The organism is Streptomyces sp. NPDC058289, from assembly GCF_042880975.1.
Lineage (GTDB): Bacteria > Actinomycetota > Actinomycetes > Streptomycetales > Streptomycetaceae > Streptomyces > Streptomyces stoeckheimensis.
On sequence record NZ_JBHVYI010000088.1, the window covers coordinates 15,579 to 35,069 of the forward strand.

Below are 19,491 nucleotides of genomic sequence, written 5' to 3' on the forward strand. Positions count from 1 at the left end.
GCTTCAGCAAGCCTCGTACCGCCCCCGTGCAGGGCCACGCCAGGCTGGAGAACCTGTAGGCGCCGGCGCGTGTGGTGGTAGAGGAGAACGCATTGATCACTGTGGATGTTCAGCACTGCGGCGGCACCGTCCTAGTAGATGAGCGAAACCTCCTGGACGACCTGCACGGCGTCGCGATCATGAACGGCGACGACCTGCTGCACCCCCTGGATCTGCACCGGCGCGCAGAGCGCCTGGGTCTGCGGGTCCTGGTCACCGGCTGGCAACCCCAGCCCCAAAAGTGCATAGCCGAGGTCGCCGGCATCCCCGGTCCCGGCTCGGCCACCGGCGAGCGGTACGCGCTGGCCCGGTCGCCCGCCCGCATTGGGGGCCCAAGGGCCGGAAGAGCCTGGTCACCGGCCTGCCAGCCTCCTACCCTGGACCGATGGCAGATGACCAGGACCCCACCCCGCCCGTAGAGGTGGAAAAGCAGGAGCAGCACGTGATCGTGCTCGTCGGCGGTGAGATGGACATCGACCGGGCCCCGCTCCTCTACGAAGCCCTGCGCACCCTGATCACCCAGCCCGACTGTCCGCCCGACGTCGTCATCGATCTGACCGAGCTCACGTTCTGCGACTCCTCGGGTCTCAACGCCATCCTCCAAGCCCGCCTCACCGCCGAAGAACACGGCCGACGCATCACCCTGCACGCCCCCAACCGGCAAGTCCGCAAGCTCCTCGAACTCACCGGTACCCACCAGCTCTTCCCCATCACAGGCACCCACCAGGACCAGTCCGACTGACACGGTCCCGTACTCAGGCACTGCGCGGTAGTCAACGGTGCTCTGCGGCCTCGTCCGCTGCGGAGCGGGACCGCCACTGGCCGGTCAGGCGGTGCAGACGGGGGAAACGCTCGCGGCGCAGCTGCGAATGCCGGTCCAGTTCCTCGATGAGTCGCTCGGAGCGCTTTTCCACGTCGAGTTCGTCCAAGACACGGTCCGCCTCTGCGAGGAGGGCTCCGGAGAGCTGCCACTGACGGGGGTCGGCGCGGACCTCGTCCAGAAGGAGGTCCGCGAGCCGGTCCCTGCTGAGTCGGGCGGTCTTGAGCTCCTCGGTCAACCTGCTCTCGGCTTCCTCGGCGTTGGCGCTGACCTGCGCGGTGATCAGCTGGGCGAAGCTCTCCATGGCGACGGCCGTGTGCGCATAGAGCTCACGCAGGCCCTGTGCGATGTGCGCGGGGAACAGCGGCCCCGCGGGTCGCGCCTGGGCCAGGTCGGTCAGCGTCCGGCAGGAGACCCTCAGCACCACCGCGCAGATCTCCAGGGTGTCCAGCCCGGTGCGCAGCACCAGGCGGAACAGGAGCCCTTCACGTACGCGCGGGTTCAGGCGCAGACTGTCCTCCGCCTGCCGCAGCGCGGCGTCGACCTGGGCAATGTCATTATCGAGGCGGCGAGCCTCGTGGAGACGGGCAGCGGCCTTCTCCACCGGGGAGTGTTCGTCGAGTTCGTCAGTGATGTGCATCATCAGGGCGCGCATCCGCCGGGCAAGGTCGGTGATGGCCTCACTCGCCGGACCAACCCATACGGGCGGCACGAACAGGATGTTGAACAGCAGCCCGACGGCGGCGCCAATCAAGGTCTCCAGCACCCGGTCCCAGGCGGTGTCCGCCACCCGGGTGACGCCGAGCACCAGCATCGCGCTGATCGCGACTTCGGGGACGAACTCGCCGGCCTTCACGAGGGGGCCGACGGTGAGCGAGACCAGGATGATCAGGCCGAGGCTCCACCAGGTCAGCCCCACCAGCACGCTGAATCCGATCGCGAGCAGCACCCCGGCCACCACGGAGTTGACCCGGCGGATGCCGGTGGTGAGGGTCGAGTAGAGGGTGACCTGGACGACGAGCAGAGCGGTGAGCGGCGCCGTCAGCGGGGCGGGTTCGCCGCTGAGCTGCAGGGCGACCACGTAGGAGATGACGGCGGCCGCAGTGGAGCGGACGGTCTGGACGACGGCGGGCTCCCGGTGCCGCCGCACCAGCTGACGCAGTGGAGCAGAGAGTGACATGATCCGCCCCTTCCCATTCCGCGAAGATCAACACCGCCGACCGCAGCAGGTCAGCCTCGGCCGGCTCGAGGCTGCACCACTCGGCCCGGAGCCGAGGGCACGCCGCCGTGACACCGCCCATCGGCCGGCCCCATGGCCGGGTCAGCCCGGCTTGACCGCCAGCGTCGCAAAATAGTTCGACATGTATGGAGCGGATGCGTTGGATTGGTGCGGCGCTTCCGCGAAGCCGGTGAGGACGAACCCCGCGGCGAGTTGCCCGCCGATCTGGTCGGTGAGGGTGTGGCTGTATTCAAGAGCGGCATCCGCGCCGAACTTCCTGGCGCGTTCCTCGGCGGAGTACTGCGTGACATCGCTGTAGGGCAGCTTGTGCACGACGATCAGCTCGCCGCGCTCATCGAGCGCCTCGTGGTCGAACAAGTACGCATCAGGGTTGAGGAAGCCCACGAGCAGAGTTCCGCCCGGGCGCAGAACGCGGAAGCACTCACGCCACACGGGTGCCAAGTCCGGTACGAATAGGTTAGAGACCGGATGGAATACGACGTCGAATGTTGCGTCGCCGAAGGCGCTGAGGTCGCGCATGTCGCCTAGGACGGTGCGCAGCTCGAGCCCGTCGCGCGCCGCCACCATCTGGTCCTGGCCGAGCTGGCGGGGTGAGTTGTCGAATACGGTGACCCGCGCCCCTGCGGCGGCGAGGATCGGACCCTGCTGGCCACCGCCGGAGGCCAGACACAACACGTCCTTGTCGGTCAGGTCCGTCGGCAGCCAGGAGCGGTCGACTGGCTCTCGCCCGATGAGAACAATCGACCAGTCGCCCATGCGGGCGCGCTCGACATCCTCAGCACTCACCGGCCTCGACCACTCATTGCCCTCTTGGACATACTTGTCCCAGGCTGCCCGATTGTGGGCAACGGGGTCGACAACAAAGTCCTGCACGTTTAACTCCCTGCTGCGGCCAGGCGGACACCTGCGGTACTGACAGTTCGATGCCGCTAGCCAACACGATTGCAGAACGTGATCGGCACCAAGGTCCGAGCCCTCGCCGACCGAAGCGCTGCCCGCGACTTCCTCGACGTGTACGCCCTACGGCCTTGACGAGAACGCCATGGCCGCTGTGCGGACCTGGGCGCAACTCTGGTCCGACGACCTCGCCCGCCGCCTGCACGACCACGACCCAGCCCCCTGAAAACGTCTCTGGCCGACGTCACGACGGCGCCAGAGGAGATGAAGCGCCCGACGGTACCGGGGCCAGGCCCGCTCGCGGGCCAGTACCCGCCGCGCGGCTCCGGCGACGGCCGCCGTGCGCACATCGGACGATGTGCAACGCCTCGTGTCGTGGAGCGGCTCGTGGCCGCGCGGCTCCGGCGTCGGCCCCGCCGCCCGCGAAACACCGGCGGAACCCGCCCCCGGGCTGGGCCGGGGGCGGGTTCCGTGTTCGTGCGTGTGATCGATGCTTCCATTACGCGGGGCGAGGCGGGTGACCGCCCTCGCTCAGCAGTGCTTGGTGGCCCCGCGCGTCACACCGTCGGGGTTGACGGTGAGGTTGGCGTCGGAGATCCACCCCTCGGTGCTGGTGCCGGCGATCCGCGCCCACGTCCAGGTGTTGCCGTAGTCGTTGCTGGTGAAGCAGTGGTAGTAGAGGTAAGTCCCGTTGTATGTCTGACCGTTGTTCGAGCAAGCCGCGTAGGGGCCGGCTTTCAGGGCGTACGTGCCGGTGGAGTAGCCGGCGCCGCCGTCCTTGTTGCTGTGGCCCCAGCCGCTGCAGCTCACCGTCGCGGCGGCGTTGCCAGGGGCTGCCGCTCCCAGGTTCGCGGCTGCCGCCAGGCCGACGGCGGCGAGGGAGAAGCCCAGCGTCTTGCGAACCTTGCGGGAAAGGGGCGACGAGACTGTCATCAGGCGTCCTCTTGAGTAGGCCGGGGAGCCGATCTCCCCGCTCGTCGGCCATCCTGTGCGGCCGGGCCCGGAAGGTCGTTAGCAACCGGTGCCCACTATTTGGCTCTGCGTGCCCGATGTTCCGTGCGGAGGGGTACCGCGTGGAGGGCGCGGGCGCGGTATTCGCTGGGCGGCATCCCGTAGGCGGCCCGGAACGAGCGGGTGAAGTCGGCGGGACGGGGAAACCCCCACCGTGCCGCTATGGAGTGGATGGTGCGGGAACCGAGTGACGGGTCCGCCAGGTCGTGGCAGCAGCGCTCCAGCCGCCGAAGCCGGACGAACGCGGCCACCGTCGTGTCCTCGTTCGCGAAGAGGCGGTGCAGCTGGCGCAGCGAGATCTGATGGGCTGCGGCGATGACTCCGGGGCTGAGTTCCGGAACTCCCAGGTTCGCCTCGATGAAGGCCCGGACGCCGAGCAGCAGTGTCTGCTGGCGGTCCTCCACGGGGATGGTGGCGGAAAGGTCCAAGTGGTGGGCCAGGAACATCGTCACGAGTTCCCTGGTAACCGACTCCAGCCGGACCCCGTCGTGCGGGTCCAGTAACGGCGCCTGGCTAGCTAACTGCGTCAGGAATCCGGAGAGGAGCGCCCCGGCGCCGCGGGCGCCCGGCAGGGCGGTGGCCAGCAGGCTTTCCACCTTCCGCGGAGGTAGGTCCAGGGCCGATCGGGGAAGGTCGAGGGTGATCGCTTCCACCGGCGCGTGTTGCGACGGAAACCGTACGTCGAAGCTGTGGGAGGAGTCGTACAGCATCAGGTCGCCGGCGGGCAGGATGGTGTCGCGGCCGTAGTGGGACAGCCGACGGCTCCCCCGCAGGCTCAGGAGCAGGTGGAATACGTCCGGGTCCGAACGCCGAACCAGTGCCTGCGAGCGACGCACCCGCATGGAGGGATGGGAGAGGACGGAAACCCGGGCGGCTCCCATGTGCAGTTGCCTGACCGTGGTACGGAAGTCGTGCGTATGGTCGCTGGTGACGACCGCCGGCTCTGAGGACTGCGAGATCATTGCGGACCACCAGGCGAACCGGTCGACGACCGGCAGATCCTCACTGCGAAGCAAAGTCTCCATCAGCTGTTCATATCCCGCTGGGCCGGGCGCATTCATGTCGCCGACAGAGGGGGACCGGTGTGCGCTCCGCCTCCGGCCCGCAGGCGGCACCACGCAGGAGGTAAGCGATCTTCTCGGGCTTGAGGTCGATGGCGTCTGGCCCCTCCACGGTCAACGGGATCTCCTCCAGTACGCATTCGGCACGTCCCTCGGCGCTGAACTCGGGGCCGGTGCGGTCTTCGAAAGGAGGCAGCCAGCCACCGTCGACGTGGACGGATTGCCCAGTGATGAACGACGCGGACGTCGGCTTCCACCTCGATGGCGCCGGGCAGGACGGTGTTGACGCAGATGCCGTACGGGCCGAACTCACGGGCCAGGGAACGGGTCAGGCCCAGGAGGCCCGCCTTGGCGGTGCTGTAGGCGGATCTCTGCCTCCGCCTGTGCTGACGAACCCCGTGCCGGTCACTCGGCTCGCCCACTCGATCCCCGAGCAACATCTCCCGTTCGTCACCGTCCTGCCCGTCGGCGCTTCGAGCCCAGGGTCTTCGGCCCGACGCATTGCTGGGCGCCAGGCGTTCGGTTGGTCACCGCCGCGATCGGCCCGCGCTACGCCCCGGTTCACCCGCGGCGACTGGATCAGGTCCGTTAAACTCCCCCTGTGTCAGGACGCTTGCGAAGTACTTCGGGCTCCCTTCCCGCCGGTGGGCGGACCACGCAGTGACGAGCGGCGGAATAGTCGAGGCCGAAGGTCCGGTGAATCGTCCGCCGAGCTATTTCGACCAGCCGTTCTGGACCTTGCTCGGGCTCCTGGTCGTGTGTGCCGGTCCCGTGATCCTGCTGGCCGGTATCGGCGGGTATGTCCCCGACGACGACCGGTTGGGTGTCGTTGTGACCGGCCTCGTCTGGACCCCCCTCACCGTGGTCGTCCTGGTCCTGGCCATCGTCGGCACCGTGCGGGACCAGCGCGTGTGGCGCGAGCTGGACACGGCCGGCGTGCGCGTCACGGGCAAGGTCACGTCCGCCAAGCGCGTGTGGTGCGGCGAGGACGACCGCTGCACCAGGGTCCGCATGCTGGTCACCGCGCCGGGCCGGCCGCCGTTCACCACGAGCCACCTCGTCGCCGGTGAGGAGATCGTCGAAGTCGGGACGGGCATCCCGGTTGACGTGCACCCGACGCGCGACCTCTTCCGCCTGGTCACCGACCCGTACACAGGTGGGGCGTCCCGGTAGTCCTCGCCGGCGGAAGCACGCCGTGCACCCGTCTAGTAGGGCTCTGTCAGCTGGTCTTGAGCCGTAGAGATGCTCCTTCATGACTCCAGGCGTACGGACCCGGGTGTTTCGCGAACCCTTCGCACGTCAAGGCCCCTTACGAGAGGCTCCCTAGGGCGAACCCCAGCCCCATCGCGACGAACAACGCGCCCAGTGCGCTGAACAGCCACCAGAAGGCGGTGCCTTCGGCCGGGAGGGTCCAGCGTGACGGGTCTGCCCGGTCGTATCGGACCTCGACGCGGGCACCGACGGGAAGGGTCCTGTCCTTGGGTCGAGCGATGTTCGTTCTGGTTTCCATTGCGCGGCCGTCGCCCGTGCTCCAAGTGATGACCGAGTAGTACACGGTGGTTCCGACGCTCCGGCTGGTGCTGCCGGCATCCGAGGCCGGCGCGATCCGGGTCTCCTCAAGACGGGTCACCACGCCCCGCGCAGTACTGCCCTCCCTCAGCAGGAACCGGACGCGTCGGATCTTGAGGGAGGCGACGACGCCGATGACCGACCCCCCGGCGGTGAAGACCGATGCGAAGAGCAAGAGGATCTGGGAAGCAGACACAGGGTCGTCTCGATTCTGGAGCCGAAGAACTCCTGACAGCATGCCAGTGCGGCGATCTCCCCTTGCGGCAGGCCCGTGGCCGGGACGGCCCTCAGCGCAGCCCCGCCGAGGGTCTCCTCCCTGAGGAGGAGACCGGACCGGGCCGCAGGTCCCGGATCAGGTGTGGACGGGACCGGGGTCCTCGTGCCCTTGGACGATGTGCCGTACCAAGGCGGGTTCCTAGCCTCGGGTCATGCGATCACAAGAAGCGGACGATGCTCAAGGAGACCCCGTGACCACTGTCAGCCCCGCCGCACGCCGCGCCTTGGCCGTGGGCCTCATCCTCGCCGCCTGCCTCACGTCCTCCCCCGTCCTGGCCACGGCCGCCGAGACCCCCGCCCAGGACAGCTCCGGGGCCGGACTGGACCGGTACTACCGCCAGCACCTCGGCTGGGGCAGCTGCATCAAGGCACCCGACGACACCACGGGCCGCGATCTGGACCAGGCAGGCGTGCAGTGCGCGGACGTGACCGTGCCCCTGGACTACGCCGACCCCCGGGGGCGCACGATCACCGTGGCGATCTCCCGGCTCAAGGCCACCGATACCCGCCACCGCATCGGGGCGATCCTCCTCAACAACGGCGGTCCGGGCGGTCCCGCGCTCCAGTCCCCGCCGCAGGCCCGCGCGTCGATGAAGGAGGTCGGCGCGCGCTACGACATCGTCGGCTTCGACCCGCGCTTCATCGGGCGCAGCACCGCGCTGGACTGCGGCTTGCCCGTCGGCATGACCTGGCTATCCGCCGGCACCGGCCGGGCGGGCTTCGACCGCCAGGTCGCCCTGCAGAAGAGCCTGGCCGACAAGTGCCGAGCCACCGACGCCGCGGTGCTCCCCCACATCACCACCCGCAACACGGCCCGCGACATGGACGTCATCCGAGGCACGCTCGGCGAGCGGAAGATCTCCTTCCTGGGCTACTCGTACGGCACCTATCTGGGCACCGTCTACACGCAGATGTTCCCCGGCCGCCACGACCGGATGGTGCTGGACGGGGCGATCAACCCGAGCGACTACCGCCCCCGGCTGCTGAAGGGCACCGAGCGCGAGAACGAGAAGGCGCTGTCCGACTGGGCCGCCTGGGCCGCGGAGCACCACGACACCTACGGACTCGGCCGCAGCCGCGCCGAGGTGCTCGCCGCCGTCGACCGCATCGTCGCGGCGGCCGCGCGCGGTCCGCTGACCATCGGCGCCGGCGTCGATGCCTTCCGGATCGACGACAGCCAGGTGCCGCTCCTCGTCTTCTCGGGCATCGCGGACGACACCGCCCCGGCGCGGGCGTCGTTCGGGGAGCTGCTTTCCGTCCTGGCCAAAGCCGCGGAGGGCCGGCCGACGACGGTGCCGGCGATGCTCGTCCCGGAGCTCCGGTACGTCCTGCGCGGTGAGGGCGAGCCCACCGGCGCGCAGTCCGCCGTGATCTGCGGGGACGTGGCCGCCGCGCGCGATCCCGAGCTCTACTGGCGGGACATCGAGCGCAACCGCACCGCGCACCCGCTTTTCGGCGCTCTGACCAACAACATCAACCCGTGCGCCTTCTGGGACTCGCCGCGCGAAGAGCCCACCCGGGTGCGGCGCGATGCCCCTGCACTGATCGTCGCCGCCACCGGTGACCCGCGTACGACGTACAAGGGAAGCGTCCAGCTGCACGAGCAGCTGCCGAGCTCCAGGCTGGTCACCCTCGAGGGCGCCAACCGGCACGCGCTCTTCGGGCGCTACGGCAACGCTTGCGTGGACGACCAGGTCAACCGGTACCTGGCCACCGGCAAGCTGCCGGCGAGGGACCGGACCTGCGTCAAGCAGGCGGGGTAGCGGCCCGCGGTTCACGTTCCGAGTGCGCGGGCCGGCAGCATTCTGCGGTTGGCCGGATGACGTTTGTCCGGAACCGGGTGTACCTCGACGCCCCTTTCACGGCTCTTGGCGCACGTAGCTGTGTCGCCACCCCTTGAGGAGAAGCCGTGCGTTCGAGAACGAAACTGTCGGTTCTGGCCGCTGTCTGTGTGAGTGCCCTGGCGGTCGGGGGGCCGGCACAGCCCGCGCTCGCGGACGGCTCGGTCAACGGACCCGTCGAGAACTGCAACGCCGCGGCCGCCGTGTCACCGGGGTCTTTCGGCACCGGCGCACTGTCGTGGTGCATTCTGGCGTCCAAGCAGAGCGGTGAGGCCAAGAAGCTGGCCCGCGAGGGGTTCGTCAAGGGCCTGCTCGAGATGCTGACGAACCACACCGGCGGCAATTACAACATCATGATTTTCGACGTCAAGGGCAAGAACGCCTTCGGGGACCCCTGGTTCGTCCACCCCTACACCGCGAACCTCAAGGACGTGGCGTACCAGGGCGACATCGAGTACAACGACGCGACCTCGCGCGAGGACCAGACCTACCGGATCTGGATCTTCTCCGGCGGCGGCAGCTTCACCAATCACGGCGACGGCGGATGGATCAACTGGGGCTTCTACGGCCTGTGGGACCGCAACGGCTCCACCGTCGACTTCCGCCCCACGATGGTGCCGGCCACGACCCCCGGCGTCCCCAAGGGCGAGACGCCCGGTCCCGGCGACACCCCCATCACGCCGGGCGTACCCGCCCAGCCCGGCCCCCGTCCCGGCTTCCGCGCCGACAGTGCGGCGACGACGCCCTCCGGATCAGGCCGCCCGCCCGTCGGAGTCCCGGTGCGCCTGAAGACCGTCAACAACCTCGGGGCTGCCGCGACGAACGCCGCCTCCGGCTCGACGGTGGTCGCGGGGAAGCTGGGTGACACCAACTCCACGTGGACGTTCAAGGAGGCGGGCGACGGCCGCTACGAGATCGCCAACGGCCTCGGTCCGGTCCTCACCGAGAACACGAGCACCTACTTCGCGTCCATCACCACCTGGAAGGGCGGCGCCGCCCAGAAGTGGGAGGTCATCCCCAGCAAGGGCGACACCTACCAGATCAGGATCAGTGACCAGGACTGCCTGACCTACCACGAGGACTACAAGAAGCTCGGCGTGTGGACCTGCGACGGTTCCCCGGGCCAGCAGTGGACCATCGCCCGCTGAGCAGCACCCCCACGGGGCCCGCAGCCGCGCCACCGCGCGCCTTCGGGCCCCGGCAGACAATCGCTCAGGCCGACCGGCTTGGCCGGCTCGACAACAAGACTTCGCGATCAACGCCAGTCGTAGGGCACTTCGGCGGGGCACAGTTCGACTTCACCGTCCTTGAGGACGCCCACTTCGACGCCCGCGGCATCCCTCAGGGCCAGACCGAGTCCGTACTGGAGGGCTGGGCCGCCGAACTCGGCGCGGACATCCGGCTTGTAGACCTTGCTCACGGCGACTCCCTCTCGTGAGTCGTCGTTCAGCACCGTGTGCGCATCAGGTGACGGATACTCAGCGATGGCTGGGCCCGCCGGTCAGTCGATGCCTTCGATGATGCGGAAGTCGCGCTCGACGCCGTCGGGGAGGGCCACCAGCGCCTTCTGGTATGCCTCGCTCTCGTATGCCGCGACGGCCTGTTCAAAGCTGTCGAACTCGATCAGAACGACGCGTTGCGTGATTCCGGCCTCGTGGGCGACGACTCGACCGCCACTGGTCAGCAGGCGCCCGCCCCCAGCCTGGACAGCCGGACCGGCCAGCTTGTTGTAGGCAGTCAGACTCTCAGGGTCGGAAATGGCGGGGTAGACACTGGCCCAGTAGCCCTTGGCCATGGAAACCTCCTGTGTTCGGCCGGACACGTCCGACTTCGAATTGACACTCAGATCGATCGATCCCGGCGGCGGGCACTGCGGTCAGTTGAATCGCCGTCTGCGCAGGTTAGAGCTTGATGCGCGGTCGAGGGAAAGACCGGTACGGGATAGGCTCAGAACGGATCGTTATCAATCGGCAGGGAGGGCGCGTGGCGCCGGATACGGTGAGCCTCCGGTACTTCCTGGTGCTGGCGCAGGAGTTGAACTTCACCCGCGCGGCCGCACGGATCGGTATCGCACAGCCCGCACTCAGCGCCCGGATGCGCCGATTGGAGGCGGAACTCGGTACGGCCCTGCTGGTCCGCAACACGCGTAGCGTCGTATTGACCACGGCCGGTGCGGCTTTGGCGGAGTCCGCGCCGCCCGCGCTGGCGGCGCTGGACCGGGCATGGGACACCGCCCGGAGCGCGGCGGCCGGTGAACTGGGCACGCTGCGCATCGGATACAGCCTCAGCGCCGGGGCCGAGACGGCACCGGCCCTGGTGGACAGGCTGATGCGTGACAACAGCGGACTCGAGGTCGGCGCGGTCCCGATGGCGACACCGGAGATCTCCCCCGCGGTCGCCGACGGCCGCATCGATGCCGGGATCACCCGCGGTGAACAGCCGGGCCGTGGAGTGCGCCGGTTGCTGCTGCGGCGTGCGCGCGTCGGGGTCCAGCTGGCGCAGCGCCATCCGCTGGCCGAACACCCGGAGATCGAGATCGCCGACGCGGCCGCGTATCCGCTGCGACTCCCGCACCGTGCGGCCAACCCCGTGATCCACGATCAGCTGTCCGCACTGTTCCGAGACACCCCACACCCTCGATTCCACACGCCCGCAGTCTCTTTCGACATGTCTCAGCGCGACCTGCGCGACGGGGTCACCCTCGCCCCGGCCGGAGAAGCCGCGGCCACGGTACAACCGGCCGGTCTCACCTGGCGACCGCTCCGGGGCGCGCCCAGCCTGACGATCCACTTGGTCCTCCCACGCGAGCAGTCGCCACTCCACCGCCGCATCCGTGCCGTCGCCGAAACCCTGGCGCACGAGCTGCACTGGCTGCCGGACTGAAGCGCAAGAGGTCAAGCGAGACGGACGCCTGCGGTGGCGAGGCCGAAGACCTTGCGCCCGGCGGACTTCGCGGTGATGACGACGGCGGTCCTGCCGAATGTCCGACACGACCTCGCTCCGCCGGCGGATCAGCATCCGATGATGGCCCGGGGGCCGGTCCCAGTCGTACACCGCGGCGACGTCCTCGCCCAGCCCGAGATCTCGGCGGATACCGCGCCTTCGCCGACGCCGAACCGGACAAGCAAGAACCCCTCAGCCACAGATGCCACTGGGGTGCCTCGGTCAAGATCCGCCGGCACAGGACACCCTGCGCCGGCCGAAGGCCGGTCCCCGTGGCCCAAGACCTGCCACCCGTCGTACTAGGGCGTGTCCGGTCCGGTGGGTGTGGGACCGACCGCCCACCTCCCGGGCTTGAGTACTGGCGATCTTCAACGCCTGCGGCTAGTCTCGGCGTTGCTCATTCGAGAGCCAAGCACTGGCGACGTGTCCGATGGGGGACAGTGCTTCGATCTCAACAGGTAATGAGCACGATGAGTCTCTAATCGTCGCAGAGCCTCAGCAGGCCATCCGCAAGCGGTGGTCGAGCTGAGGCTGCCCGCCGACTGGTCGATCACCTTCGTGAAAGGGATCGACTGGTGAGGCTGACTTTTCTCGTTCAGGTACTTCTTGCACTTCTGTCCTTCGTATCGTCGCTGCTGGTAGCGGCGGTGGCGGGGGCACTCTCGCACGCGGCTGGGGCGCCGGTAGCTAGTGCAGTGCTGTACGGCGGCGGCGCGTTCATCGGCTGGATGACGCTTTGCGTCACTGTGCTGACGGCACTCGGCCTGCTCGGGCGTCACAGCCATCCCTGTGAGTGAGGAGTGCCCGGCACTCAGGAGTGCAGCCAGAGCCGGGGCGCAGCGAGGGTGACCCTGCCGTGGAAGACGTACGCTCTCTTGTCGTACCTGGTCGCCACAGCCCGCGACGCCTCGAGGGCATTCATGGTTCGCTCGACTTCGTTCCTGCGTTTGTAGATCGACCTGCCGAAGCCGGTGGGTGCTTGATCTGGCGCCGGTGTAGGTAGCGGCGGTTACGCCAGGATGAGTACGCCTTGTCTCCGCTGACGTGATCAGGCCGGGTGGGCGGGCGACCGCCGCCCGGCCGTGGTACACGAACACGCTCCGGCGTCCTTTGGCAGCGTAGATAGTCGTCGGCGATGCGTTGACCTGGCCGGACTATGTTCATTGACCGACGACCTGCATCAGGTGGACTGCCAACGGCAGTTCGGGGAGAGAGAAGGATCGACAGTGTCCGGTGAGCACTCGCTGGCGTGCCTGTTGACGACCTGTGGTTGGCGATCAACAAGGATCCGGACGGTACCTGGTGCCTCGACGCGTACTTCCTCGGACGCACGACACTGACGGGCAGGCGCACCGCGGGCCGCCGCGTTCGCCCAGTGGCTGCCGGCCTGCCCACCCGTAGGCCCGTATGAGAAGGAATTCGTGCTGGTCGACAGCGAACCGCAGAGCGGATCGCGCCGGCTCACGGGCGGGGCTCGGCTCACCGTCGAAATCCTGTTGGGCCGTGAAGAAGCGGGTGGGCAGTCGTCTCAGCGGTTCGGACACGGCCGGTGATGATCGGCTAGAGCCGCCCAGCGCCAACGAGGTGGGCGAAGCCGTGCTCTACCGGTGCGCGTGCGACGGTCCCCAACGGTCCCCCTAGAGAAGCATCAGGTCTATGAATCTGCAGGGGGTATGTGGCGATATGTAGCCCGTAACAAGGGCTTGTTCTCGTATGTGCTTCCCGGCATCCAGCTGCTCTAGTGGAACGGAAGGAATGCACATGTTCCCGACTAAAGGCGGATCTTGTGATGTCACTGCGACGCTCCCTCCTCACCCTCACCGCTGCGGCGGGCTTGGCGATGTCCGCAGCACTCACCGCACCAGCGGCATCCGCCGCCGAGACACCGTGGCGAAACTGCGAGGTCGGCGAGTTCTGCGTCTATGAGCACGACAACGGATACGGCGGAGCAGCGTACTTCCGGAGCGGCACCAACAACCTGGGCGACTACCGCCTGAACGACAAAGTCTCCTCGGTGTGGAACAGGACCGGCAAGACGGTCTGCACGTATCTGGACACCAACAAGCAAGGCTCCACGTGGCCAGTAGGAAACTGGAAAGGCAACACCTCGCAGTACAACCGAAACGACAACATCAGCTCCCTGTGGGTAACAGCATGCTGATCACCCCTCCCGACTAGAACCTGGTCGCACGGGCCAGGGTGCCGCAGCATGCTGACGTCGCGGATACGGCGCAGCATTCGCACGGGCCAGGCGCGGCCGCTCACACCTCGCCCGCGGGCCGCCGGATCGCGGCCACGTGGAGAGGTGGGAAGCCACTACATGGGTGTGGCGTGCCGCGGCTGGTTTGCCGTGGCACGCCGTTCGGTTCAGTTGGCGGCAGCTCACAGTCCCAGTGGGAATGGCTGCCGGAGTGGTCTAGCTGCCGTGGCGGTGGTGTCCGCGACGACCCCAGGACTCGGTGTCGATCACATTGCCACGGTTGTCGCGGAGCGTGGCGGTGTCGCGCTCGTCCCAGATCTGGTGGCGGCGGTCCTGGTAGACGTCACGGTGGGTGTCGCGGCCCTGGCCGGTGTGGACCTTGACGCTGGAGCGGCCGTCCAGGCGGAAGCCGTTGAAGCGGTAGCGGTTGCCCTGCTTGTCGGTGAGAGTGAAGCCGCGCAGGTCCACACTGTGGCGGCCGGTGTTCTTCACCTCGACCCATTCGCTGTTCAGGGCGCGGTTGTCGCGCCCGCGGCCGACGTTCTCGACGTCACCGATGACGATGGAGGAGTGCGGGCCGCGGCGGTCGCGCCGGTGGTCGTCGGCTGCGGCCGGCACCGCTGCGGCGCCGATCAGGGCGCCGACGGCCAGGAGGCCTGCGAGAGTGCGGCGAGTGGCCAGAGAAGCAGACATGCAGAAGGCTCCTTCAACAGACAGCCCAGCCCGGTTTTGTGCAAGCCGGGCGGACTTCGAACAGGTCCCGGCGTCCTGCCGAGAAGCCACACTCTGACCCACACCACGCACGGAAGCCGCGCAAATTGCCTGTGTTACACAATCTGGACATGTCGGTGACTGTCCCCTGTATAGGGCACGCGTCAAGGCCGTATTGACCCTCGCACGCAGCCGTTCCGATGCATGCCCAGAAGGCTCATGGGCGGCAGCGCCCCGCTCCCCGGCTCCCGGCTTCCATTCCACCCCTCCACCCCTGCGCCGAACGGGTTCAAGTCCCCGTAACAACCTCTTCTGCCATTTTTTCGAACACCTATTGGCAAGAGGTACTGGCGTGCCCCACGACCCTTCTGCCCCGAACAGAGAAGGGCGGACCGACAACCTCACCTGGACCGGCTCGGGCGAGGAACCCTTCGCGTGAGACCCCGCCACCATGCGCACCGTCGCACGCATCCTCACCGCACAAGCCGACCAGATGGACATCCAAGTCATCACCATCGCCGGACAGCCCGACCCCTGAGCAGGGCAAAGACGGTAAAGCACGGTCCTGCAGTGCCGTAGGGTGGGTTTCACCGCCGCGGGGTGGAGCAGTTCGGTAGCTCGCTGGGCTCATAATCCAGAGGTCGCAGGTTCAAATCCTGTCCCCGCTACTGAACGGAAGGGCCCGGATCCGAAAGGATCCGGGCCCTTCCGTCGTAGCCCAGCTCCCGGACCGGGCGCGCTGGCGACGACGATGCGGCGTGAGCCCTTCTTGGGCAGTGCCATGTTCATCCTTCTGCCTTAAAGGACCCAGCGCACGGTGGCGGCATGGGGAAGGTTGTCCGGCTCCGGCCGGCCACTGTCGCGAAGGACGACGGTGGGCCGCGGCGGTGCCGACGGGGGCAGAAGCCGTTGATGCCGAAGGCGAAGGTGACGGCGGTGTTCTGTGAGACCGCGTGCCGCTCGGACCGGCCGATGAGCTATCGAAGGAACACCAGCGGCCCGGAGCGCCGCGCCTCGATACTCCGACGCGTCGACCGGGCGGGGCTTCACTGGACGCCGCCTCCTCCGCTGCCGACGCCCCGCAAGGGCGTGCCGGCCCTCAGCCTGCGGCAGTATCTCGGCCGGCTCGCCTACTGGCCGGTGCAGACCCCACTCAACCGTCAGCCGATCCCGCGTCAGGCTCGGAATCGGCTGTCTCCGCAGGAGGGCGTGAACCGCGTAGTCCGCCATCGCCTGGACAATATCGACACCGCTGGGGCTCGAAAGTGGCGGAACGCACCCTCCGCTCCCCCACCGACGCCGACGCCGACGCCGACGCCGACGAGAGTGATGCCGGTCAACGGCATTCGGATGCGCGGCAGTTTGTGCTGTCGGGTCAGCTCGATGGAGTCGGCGAGCTGGTCGCGCCGCCCGAACCGGGGACAGCTCGACGAGGGATGGCCATGGAGCTGGCCGCTTTCGGCGTACTCAGAGGCCCGCACCGGACGGGTACGTCAGCACCCGGCCCAGGGTCACTTTCCGTCGGTGATGTAGTAGTCGTTCTTGAGGTACTCCAGGGTGTAGCTGCCCAGGTCTTCCTCGGAGAAGGTGGCGGAGGACCTGACCGCTTCGAGCGGCATCTCGATCTTGTCGAGGGTGCGCACAGAGACACGCTCCGGATCCACCGTGGCGGTCTGGAGGGCCTTCTTCTGCTCGGGTGAGATCATCTGGAAGACGATCACGTACGTCGACGTGCACGGACCGAATCCCTGTTCTTCTGCCTTCTTCGCGCCCGGCCCGGCCACTTCGCAGACCGTGCCGATGTCCTCCCGCCCCAGGCCGTGGAGGTACTGCTCGTACCGCTGGATCGCGCGTTCCTTCGTCCTGGGCGCGGGCTGGTCAGCGCTCACCGTGGCCGACGGCTTCCCCGTTCCGGCGGACGTGGAGGGCGTGCCCGACGGGACCGTCGCCGGTGCGGACGCCGACGGCTGCGAAGGCTTCGCGTCAGTGCTCTCCTTCGCCTTCTCCGGACCGCACCCGCACGCCACCACCGCCACGCATGCCTACACCGCCACACTCACCAACGTCCGCGTCCTCATCCAGATCCCCTCCACCCGCCGACTGCTGCCCACCAAGAACTCACGCAGGATCCTACGGAACGGTTCCCGACCCGCGACCTGGAGCCGGTGTAACTACTACCGCCCACCGAGTACGCCGCCACGGCGACCGCTCCGGCAGTGGCGATCACCAGTTATCTCTACCGGTACTTCGCGGCCTCGGCCTTCGCCTGGCGGCTTTCGCCGTGCCGTAAACAGCAAGCAGAGGCACTGAGACAGCCCGGCCGGTGGAGCCTGCCCGCCTACGTACACACGACCTGCTTGGGCACCAAGCCCCACCGCTCCCGGTCCATGGCCGTGAGCGGGGTTCCGGTGAGGTTGGCCCCATCCCGATCGGCAGATACGGAACGGGGCGGCCGGCTGAAGTATTCGAGATCAGATACGGGTAGGCGTTCAGGCAGGTATCACGTTCTCGGCCTGGGGCCCCTTCTGCCCCTGGGTCACGTCGAACTGGACCTTCTGGCCCTCATCGAGAGACCTGTAGCCGTCCGAGGCGATCGCCGAGTAGTGGACGAACACGTCCGGACCGCCGCCGTCCTGAGAGATGAAGCCGTAGCCCTTCTCAGCGTTGAACCACTTCACAGAACCCGTCTGAGCCACAACAAACCCCTTGGAGGTATGACGCCGGGAACACGGACCGCACCCGGATGCGATCGGATCCTCCCCATCCCGCCTCCAGGCGAAACGATCACTCTGGCGGTGTCAAGAACCTCCCCCGACCCCGACCGCGGCCGCGGTCCCGGGCGAGGTCGGGGCACGCACAGCCGGAAAGATCCGCGATTCCGACCCCTCCGGCCGGGCGCGCGGTGGAGAGCGGTTCTGCCGGGGCCGGATCCCGATCTTGTGGGGACCCCGGCTGATCCGGTGATCGTCGAGGGGGTGTCCGGGCCGGCCACCGGGAAACAGCCAGGGCACGAGGTCGGGAGCTCCGGTCTTGGCTTGGCGTCGCGCTGGTACGCGGCCAGGCCAGGACCGATGGCCCCGTTTGCCTCGCGCCACGTCTCGTTGTCGACGATGGAGCGCCCGATGGCCCGGTAATCCTCGGCGGAAACAGCGCGCAGTTCGGTCAGTGCCCGGTACTGGACGTCGTTTCGGCCTGGACCGGGTCAGCGCCGGCCGGGTGTCCTGCGGCCGTGGTTCTGAGCCGCAGGCGGCTCAGAACTTCGGGTCCGGGGACTGGGCCGCGCACAGCTCCGCGGCCTCTTCCTGCGTCTCGACGGAGGGAGGGGAACCGTCGAGCGGTTTGCGCGCGGTCTCCTTCATGCAGGCCACGGCGATGATGCCGACCAGCGCCGCCCCCATCGAGTAGTAGGCGGGCATCAGCTTCGAGCCGCTCCAGCTGATCAGGGCGGTGACCGCGAGCGGGGTCGTCCCGCCGAAGAGCGAGGTCGACAGGTTGTAGCCGACCGACAGGGAGCCGTACCGGACCTGCGTCGGGAACAGGGCGGGCAGGGCGGCGGACATCGTCGCGAGCATGCAGACGAGCGACAGCCCCAGCGCGAGCATGCCCAGCCCGACCGCGAGGACGCTGCCCTGGCGGATCAGGAGGAACGCGGGCAGGGAGAGCAGGAAGAACCCCGCCATGCCCGTCATCAGCACCGGCTTGCGGCCGAAGCGGTCGGAGAGCTTGCCGACCCGGCTGATCACCAGCATCAGGAAGACCATCATGCCCAGCAGGACGAGCAGGCCGTGCGTCTCGCTGTAGCCCAGCTCGTCGGACAGGTAGGTCGGCAGGTACGACAGCACCAGGTAGACGTTGATGTTGTACGCGCCGACCAGGCAGACGCACAGGACCAGTGTCGGCCAGTAGTCGCGGAAGATCTTCGCGAGGTCGCCCTTGGTGGTGGTCTCCACGGCGTCCGCGGCCTCCGTGCCGAGTGCCTGGCCGCCCTCCAGCCTCTGGAAGGCGGGGGTCTCGTCCAGGCGCAGCCGCAGGTAGAGGCCGACCAGGCCCAGCGGCCCGGCGACGAGGAAGGGGATGCGCCAGCCCCAGGCCTCCATCTGCCCGTCGTCGAGCACGGCGTACAGCGTGGTGACGAGTCCGGCCGCGCCGACGTACCCGGCCAGGGTGCCGAACTCCAGGAAGCTGCCGAAGAACCCGCGGCGCTTGTCGGGCGCGTACTCGGCGATGAAGGTGGAGGCGCCTCCGTACTCACCGCCGGTCGAGAAGCCCTGGACCATGCGGAAGAGGATCAGCAGGGCGGGGGCCCACAGGCCGATCGCGTCGTGCGAGGGGATGAGCCCGATCGCGAACGTGCCCACCGCCATCATGATCATGGTGAGTGCCAGGACCCGCTTGCGGCCGAGTCGGTCCCCCATCGGGCCGAAGAACATCCCGCCCAGCGGCCGTACCAGGAAGGCCACGGCGAAGGTGGCGAAGGAGGACAACAGCTGGGTGGTGTCGTTCCCGGACGGGAAGAAGACGTGTCCGAGGGTGACGGCCAGGTAGGAGTAGATGCCGAAGTCGAACCACTCCATGGCGTTGCCGAGCGAGGCCGCCTTGACGGCGCGCATGACCGTCGCCTCGTCCGTGACGGTGATGTCCGTCCTGCGGAGTCTGGGGTTCCGGCGCTGCCTGATGGCACGGAAGAGGATGGGATGGCGCTTCACCGCTTCGGGATCGGCCACCTGCGGGGGTTTGGGGGCCACCATGGGCCGGTCCTTTCCTCGGTGGGTGTTCCAGCCCTCCCGTCTGCGCGATCATCGTGTTCGCAAACGGTCCGGACGGCCGAATGCGATGTGGATCACACCGTTCCGGATCCCGCGACGCCCCGCCGCCCCCGCACC

General features: G+C 68.2%; 20 protein-coding genes, 1 tRNA gene and 2 pseudogenes. 9 read left to right on the top strand and 14 right to left on the bottom strand.

The window, feature by feature from the left end:
• Positions 1-131 precede the first annotated feature (131 nt).
• Positions 132-266, bottom strand: a complete 135-nt coding sequence (locus tag ACFVX6_RS32580; protein ID WP_389697604.1) for a hypothetical protein — start codon at positions 264-266, stop codon at positions 132-134.
• Between the two features lie 158 nt (positions 267-424).
• On the opposite strand from ACFVX6_RS32580, the gene ACFVX6_RS32585 reads away from it, so the two are divergent.
• Positions 425-781 carry an STAS domain-containing protein gene (locus tag ACFVX6_RS32585; RefSeq protein WP_389697606.1) on the top strand — a complete coding sequence of 119 codons (357 nt, stop codon included), beginning with the start codon at positions 425-427 and terminating at the stop codon, positions 779-781.
• A 31-nt stretch (positions 782-812) separates the two neighbouring features.
• Here the strand turns inward: ACFVX6_RS32585 and ACFVX6_RS32590 are convergent, their stop codons facing one another.
• Positions 813-2,039: an aromatic acid exporter family protein gene (locus tag ACFVX6_RS32590; RefSeq protein WP_389697608.1), complete on the bottom strand. Its 1,227-nt coding sequence runs from the start codon at positions 2,037-2,039 to the stop codon at positions 813-815.
• Between the two features lie 141 nt (positions 2,040-2,180).
• Positions 2,181-2,972 carry a class I SAM-dependent methyltransferase gene (locus ACFVX6_RS32595; protein WP_389697610.1) on the bottom strand — a complete coding sequence of 264 codons (792 nt, stop codon included), beginning with the start codon at positions 2,970-2,972 and terminating at the stop codon, positions 2,181-2,183.
• A 69-nt stretch (positions 2,973-3,041) separates the two neighbouring features.
• Here ACFVX6_RS32595 and ACFVX6_RS32600 point away from each other — a divergent pair.
• A pseudogene (locus ACFVX6_RS32600) lies at positions 3,042-3,222 on the top strand (hypothetical protein); the annotation flags it as partial.
• A gap of 305 nt (positions 3,223-3,527) precedes the next feature.
• On the opposite strand, the gene ACFVX6_RS32605 reads toward ACFVX6_RS32600, so the two are convergent.
• From ACFVX6_RS32605 to ACFVX6_RS32615, 3 genes are all read right to left on the bottom strand, one after another.
• Positions 3,528-3,929 (bottom strand): SH3 domain-containing protein, encoded by a 402-nt coding sequence (locus ACFVX6_RS32605; RefSeq protein ID WP_389697612.1) that lies wholly within the window; start codon positions 3,927-3,929, stop codon positions 3,528-3,530.
• A 95-nt stretch (positions 3,930-4,024) separates the two neighbouring features.
• A complete protein-coding gene (locus tag ACFVX6_RS32610) occupies positions 4,025-5,032 on the bottom strand; it encodes a helix-turn-helix domain-containing protein (protein WP_389697614.1) in 1,008 nt (335 codons plus the stop codon).
• A 32-nt stretch (positions 5,033-5,064) separates the two neighbouring features.
• A complete protein-coding gene (locus tag ACFVX6_RS32615) occupies positions 5,065-5,508 on the bottom strand; it encodes an SDR family oxidoreductase (protein ID WP_389697616.1) in 444 nt (147 codons plus the stop codon).
• A gap of 256 nt (positions 5,509-5,764) precedes the next feature.
• Here ACFVX6_RS32615 and ACFVX6_RS32620 point away from each other — a divergent pair, with 256 nt between their 5' ends.
• Positions 5,765-6,241 (top strand): hypothetical protein, encoded by a 477-nt coding sequence (locus tag ACFVX6_RS32620; protein WP_389697618.1) that lies wholly within the window; start codon positions 5,765-5,767, stop codon positions 6,239-6,241.
• 136 nt (positions 6,242-6,377) lie between these two features.
• On the opposite strand, the gene ACFVX6_RS32625 is transcribed toward ACFVX6_RS32620, so the two are convergent.
• Positions 6,378-6,833 carry a DUF3592 domain-containing protein gene (locus ACFVX6_RS32625; protein WP_389697620.1) on the bottom strand — a complete coding sequence of 152 codons (456 nt, stop codon included), beginning with the start codon at positions 6,831-6,833 and terminating at the stop codon, positions 6,378-6,380.
• A gap of 271 nt (positions 6,834-7,104) precedes the next feature.
• Between ACFVX6_RS32625 and ACFVX6_RS32630 the strand changes: the two genes are divergently transcribed.
• Positions 7,105-8,676, top strand: coding sequence for an alpha/beta hydrolase (locus ACFVX6_RS32630; RefSeq protein ID WP_389697622.1), 1,572 nt, complete (start codon positions 7,105-7,107; stop codon positions 8,674-8,676).
• A 146-nt stretch (positions 8,677-8,822) separates the two neighbouring features.
• Entirely contained in the window at positions 8,823-9,902 is a 1,080-nt protein-coding gene (locus ACFVX6_RS32635) for a hypothetical protein (protein ID WP_389697624.1), read from the top strand.
• 107 nt (positions 9,903-10,009) lie between these two features.
• Here the strand turns inward: ACFVX6_RS32635 and ACFVX6_RS32640 are convergent, their stop codons facing one another.
• Positions 10,010-10,174: a hypothetical protein gene (locus ACFVX6_RS32640; RefSeq protein WP_389697626.1), complete on the bottom strand. Its 165-nt coding sequence runs from the start codon at positions 10,172-10,174 to the stop codon at positions 10,010-10,012.
• Positions 10,175-10,255: 81 nt separating this feature from the next.
• On the bottom strand, positions 10,256-10,549 hold the full coding sequence (locus ACFVX6_RS32645; RefSeq protein ID WP_389697628.1) for a DUF1330 domain-containing protein: 294 nt from the start codon (positions 10,547-10,549) through the stop codon (positions 10,256-10,258).
• 188 nt (positions 10,550-10,737) lie between these two features.
• Here ACFVX6_RS32645 and ACFVX6_RS32650 point away from each other — a divergent pair, with 188 nt between their 5' ends.
• Positions 10,738-11,637: a LysR family transcriptional regulator gene (locus ACFVX6_RS32650; RefSeq protein ID WP_389697630.1), complete on the top strand. Its 900-nt coding sequence runs from the start codon at positions 10,738-10,740 to the stop codon at positions 11,635-11,637.
• Positions 11,638-12,272: 635 nt separating this feature from the next.
• Complete coding sequence (locus ACFVX6_RS32655) at positions 12,273-12,494, top strand: hypothetical protein (RefSeq protein WP_389697632.1); 222 nt, start codon at positions 12,273-12,275, stop codon at positions 12,492-12,494.
• A 14-nt stretch (positions 12,495-12,508) separates the two neighbouring features.
• On the opposite strand, the pseudogene ACFVX6_RS32660 reads toward ACFVX6_RS32655, so the two are convergent.
• A pseudogene (locus tag ACFVX6_RS32660) lies at positions 12,509-12,798 on the bottom strand (IS5/IS1182 family transposase); the annotation flags it as partial.
• A gap of 688 nt (positions 12,799-13,486) precedes the next feature.
• Between ACFVX6_RS32660 and ACFVX6_RS32665 the strand changes: the two are divergent.
• Positions 13,487-13,858, top strand: a complete 372-nt coding sequence (locus tag ACFVX6_RS32665; protein ID WP_389697634.1) for a peptidase inhibitor family I36 protein — start codon at positions 13,487-13,489, stop codon at positions 13,856-13,858.
• A 255-nt stretch (positions 13,859-14,113) separates the two neighbouring features.
• Here ACFVX6_RS32665 and ACFVX6_RS32670 read toward each other — a convergent pair whose 3' ends face one another.
• Positions 14,114-14,590: a lamin tail domain-containing protein gene (locus ACFVX6_RS32670; protein WP_389697636.1), complete on the bottom strand. Its 477-nt coding sequence runs from the start codon at positions 14,588-14,590 to the stop codon at positions 14,114-14,116.
• A gap of 612 nt (positions 14,591-15,202) precedes the next feature.
• Here ACFVX6_RS32670 and ACFVX6_RS32675 point away from each other — a divergent pair.
• Positions 15,203-15,276: transfer RNA gene (locus ACFVX6_RS32675), tRNA-Met, on the top strand.
• 843 nt (positions 15,277-16,119) lie between these two features.
• Here ACFVX6_RS32675 and ACFVX6_RS32680 read toward each other — a convergent pair.
• The 3 genes from ACFVX6_RS32680 to ACFVX6_RS32690 form a co-directional block, all read right to left on the bottom strand.
• Positions 16,120-16,497, bottom strand: coding sequence for a hypothetical protein (locus ACFVX6_RS32680; RefSeq protein WP_389697638.1), 378 nt, complete (start codon positions 16,495-16,497; stop codon positions 16,120-16,122).
• Positions 16,498-17,097: 600 nt separating this feature from the next.
• A complete protein-coding gene (locus ACFVX6_RS32685) occupies positions 17,098-17,304 on the bottom strand; it encodes a cold-shock protein (protein ID WP_389697640.1) in 207 nt (68 codons plus the stop codon).
• 555 nt (positions 17,305-17,859) lie between these two features.
• Positions 17,860-19,356: an MFS transporter gene (locus ACFVX6_RS32690; protein ID WP_389697642.1), complete on the bottom strand. Its 1,497-nt coding sequence runs from the start codon at positions 19,354-19,356 to the stop codon at positions 17,860-17,862.
• Between the last annotated feature and the right edge of the window lie 135 nt (positions 19,357-19,491).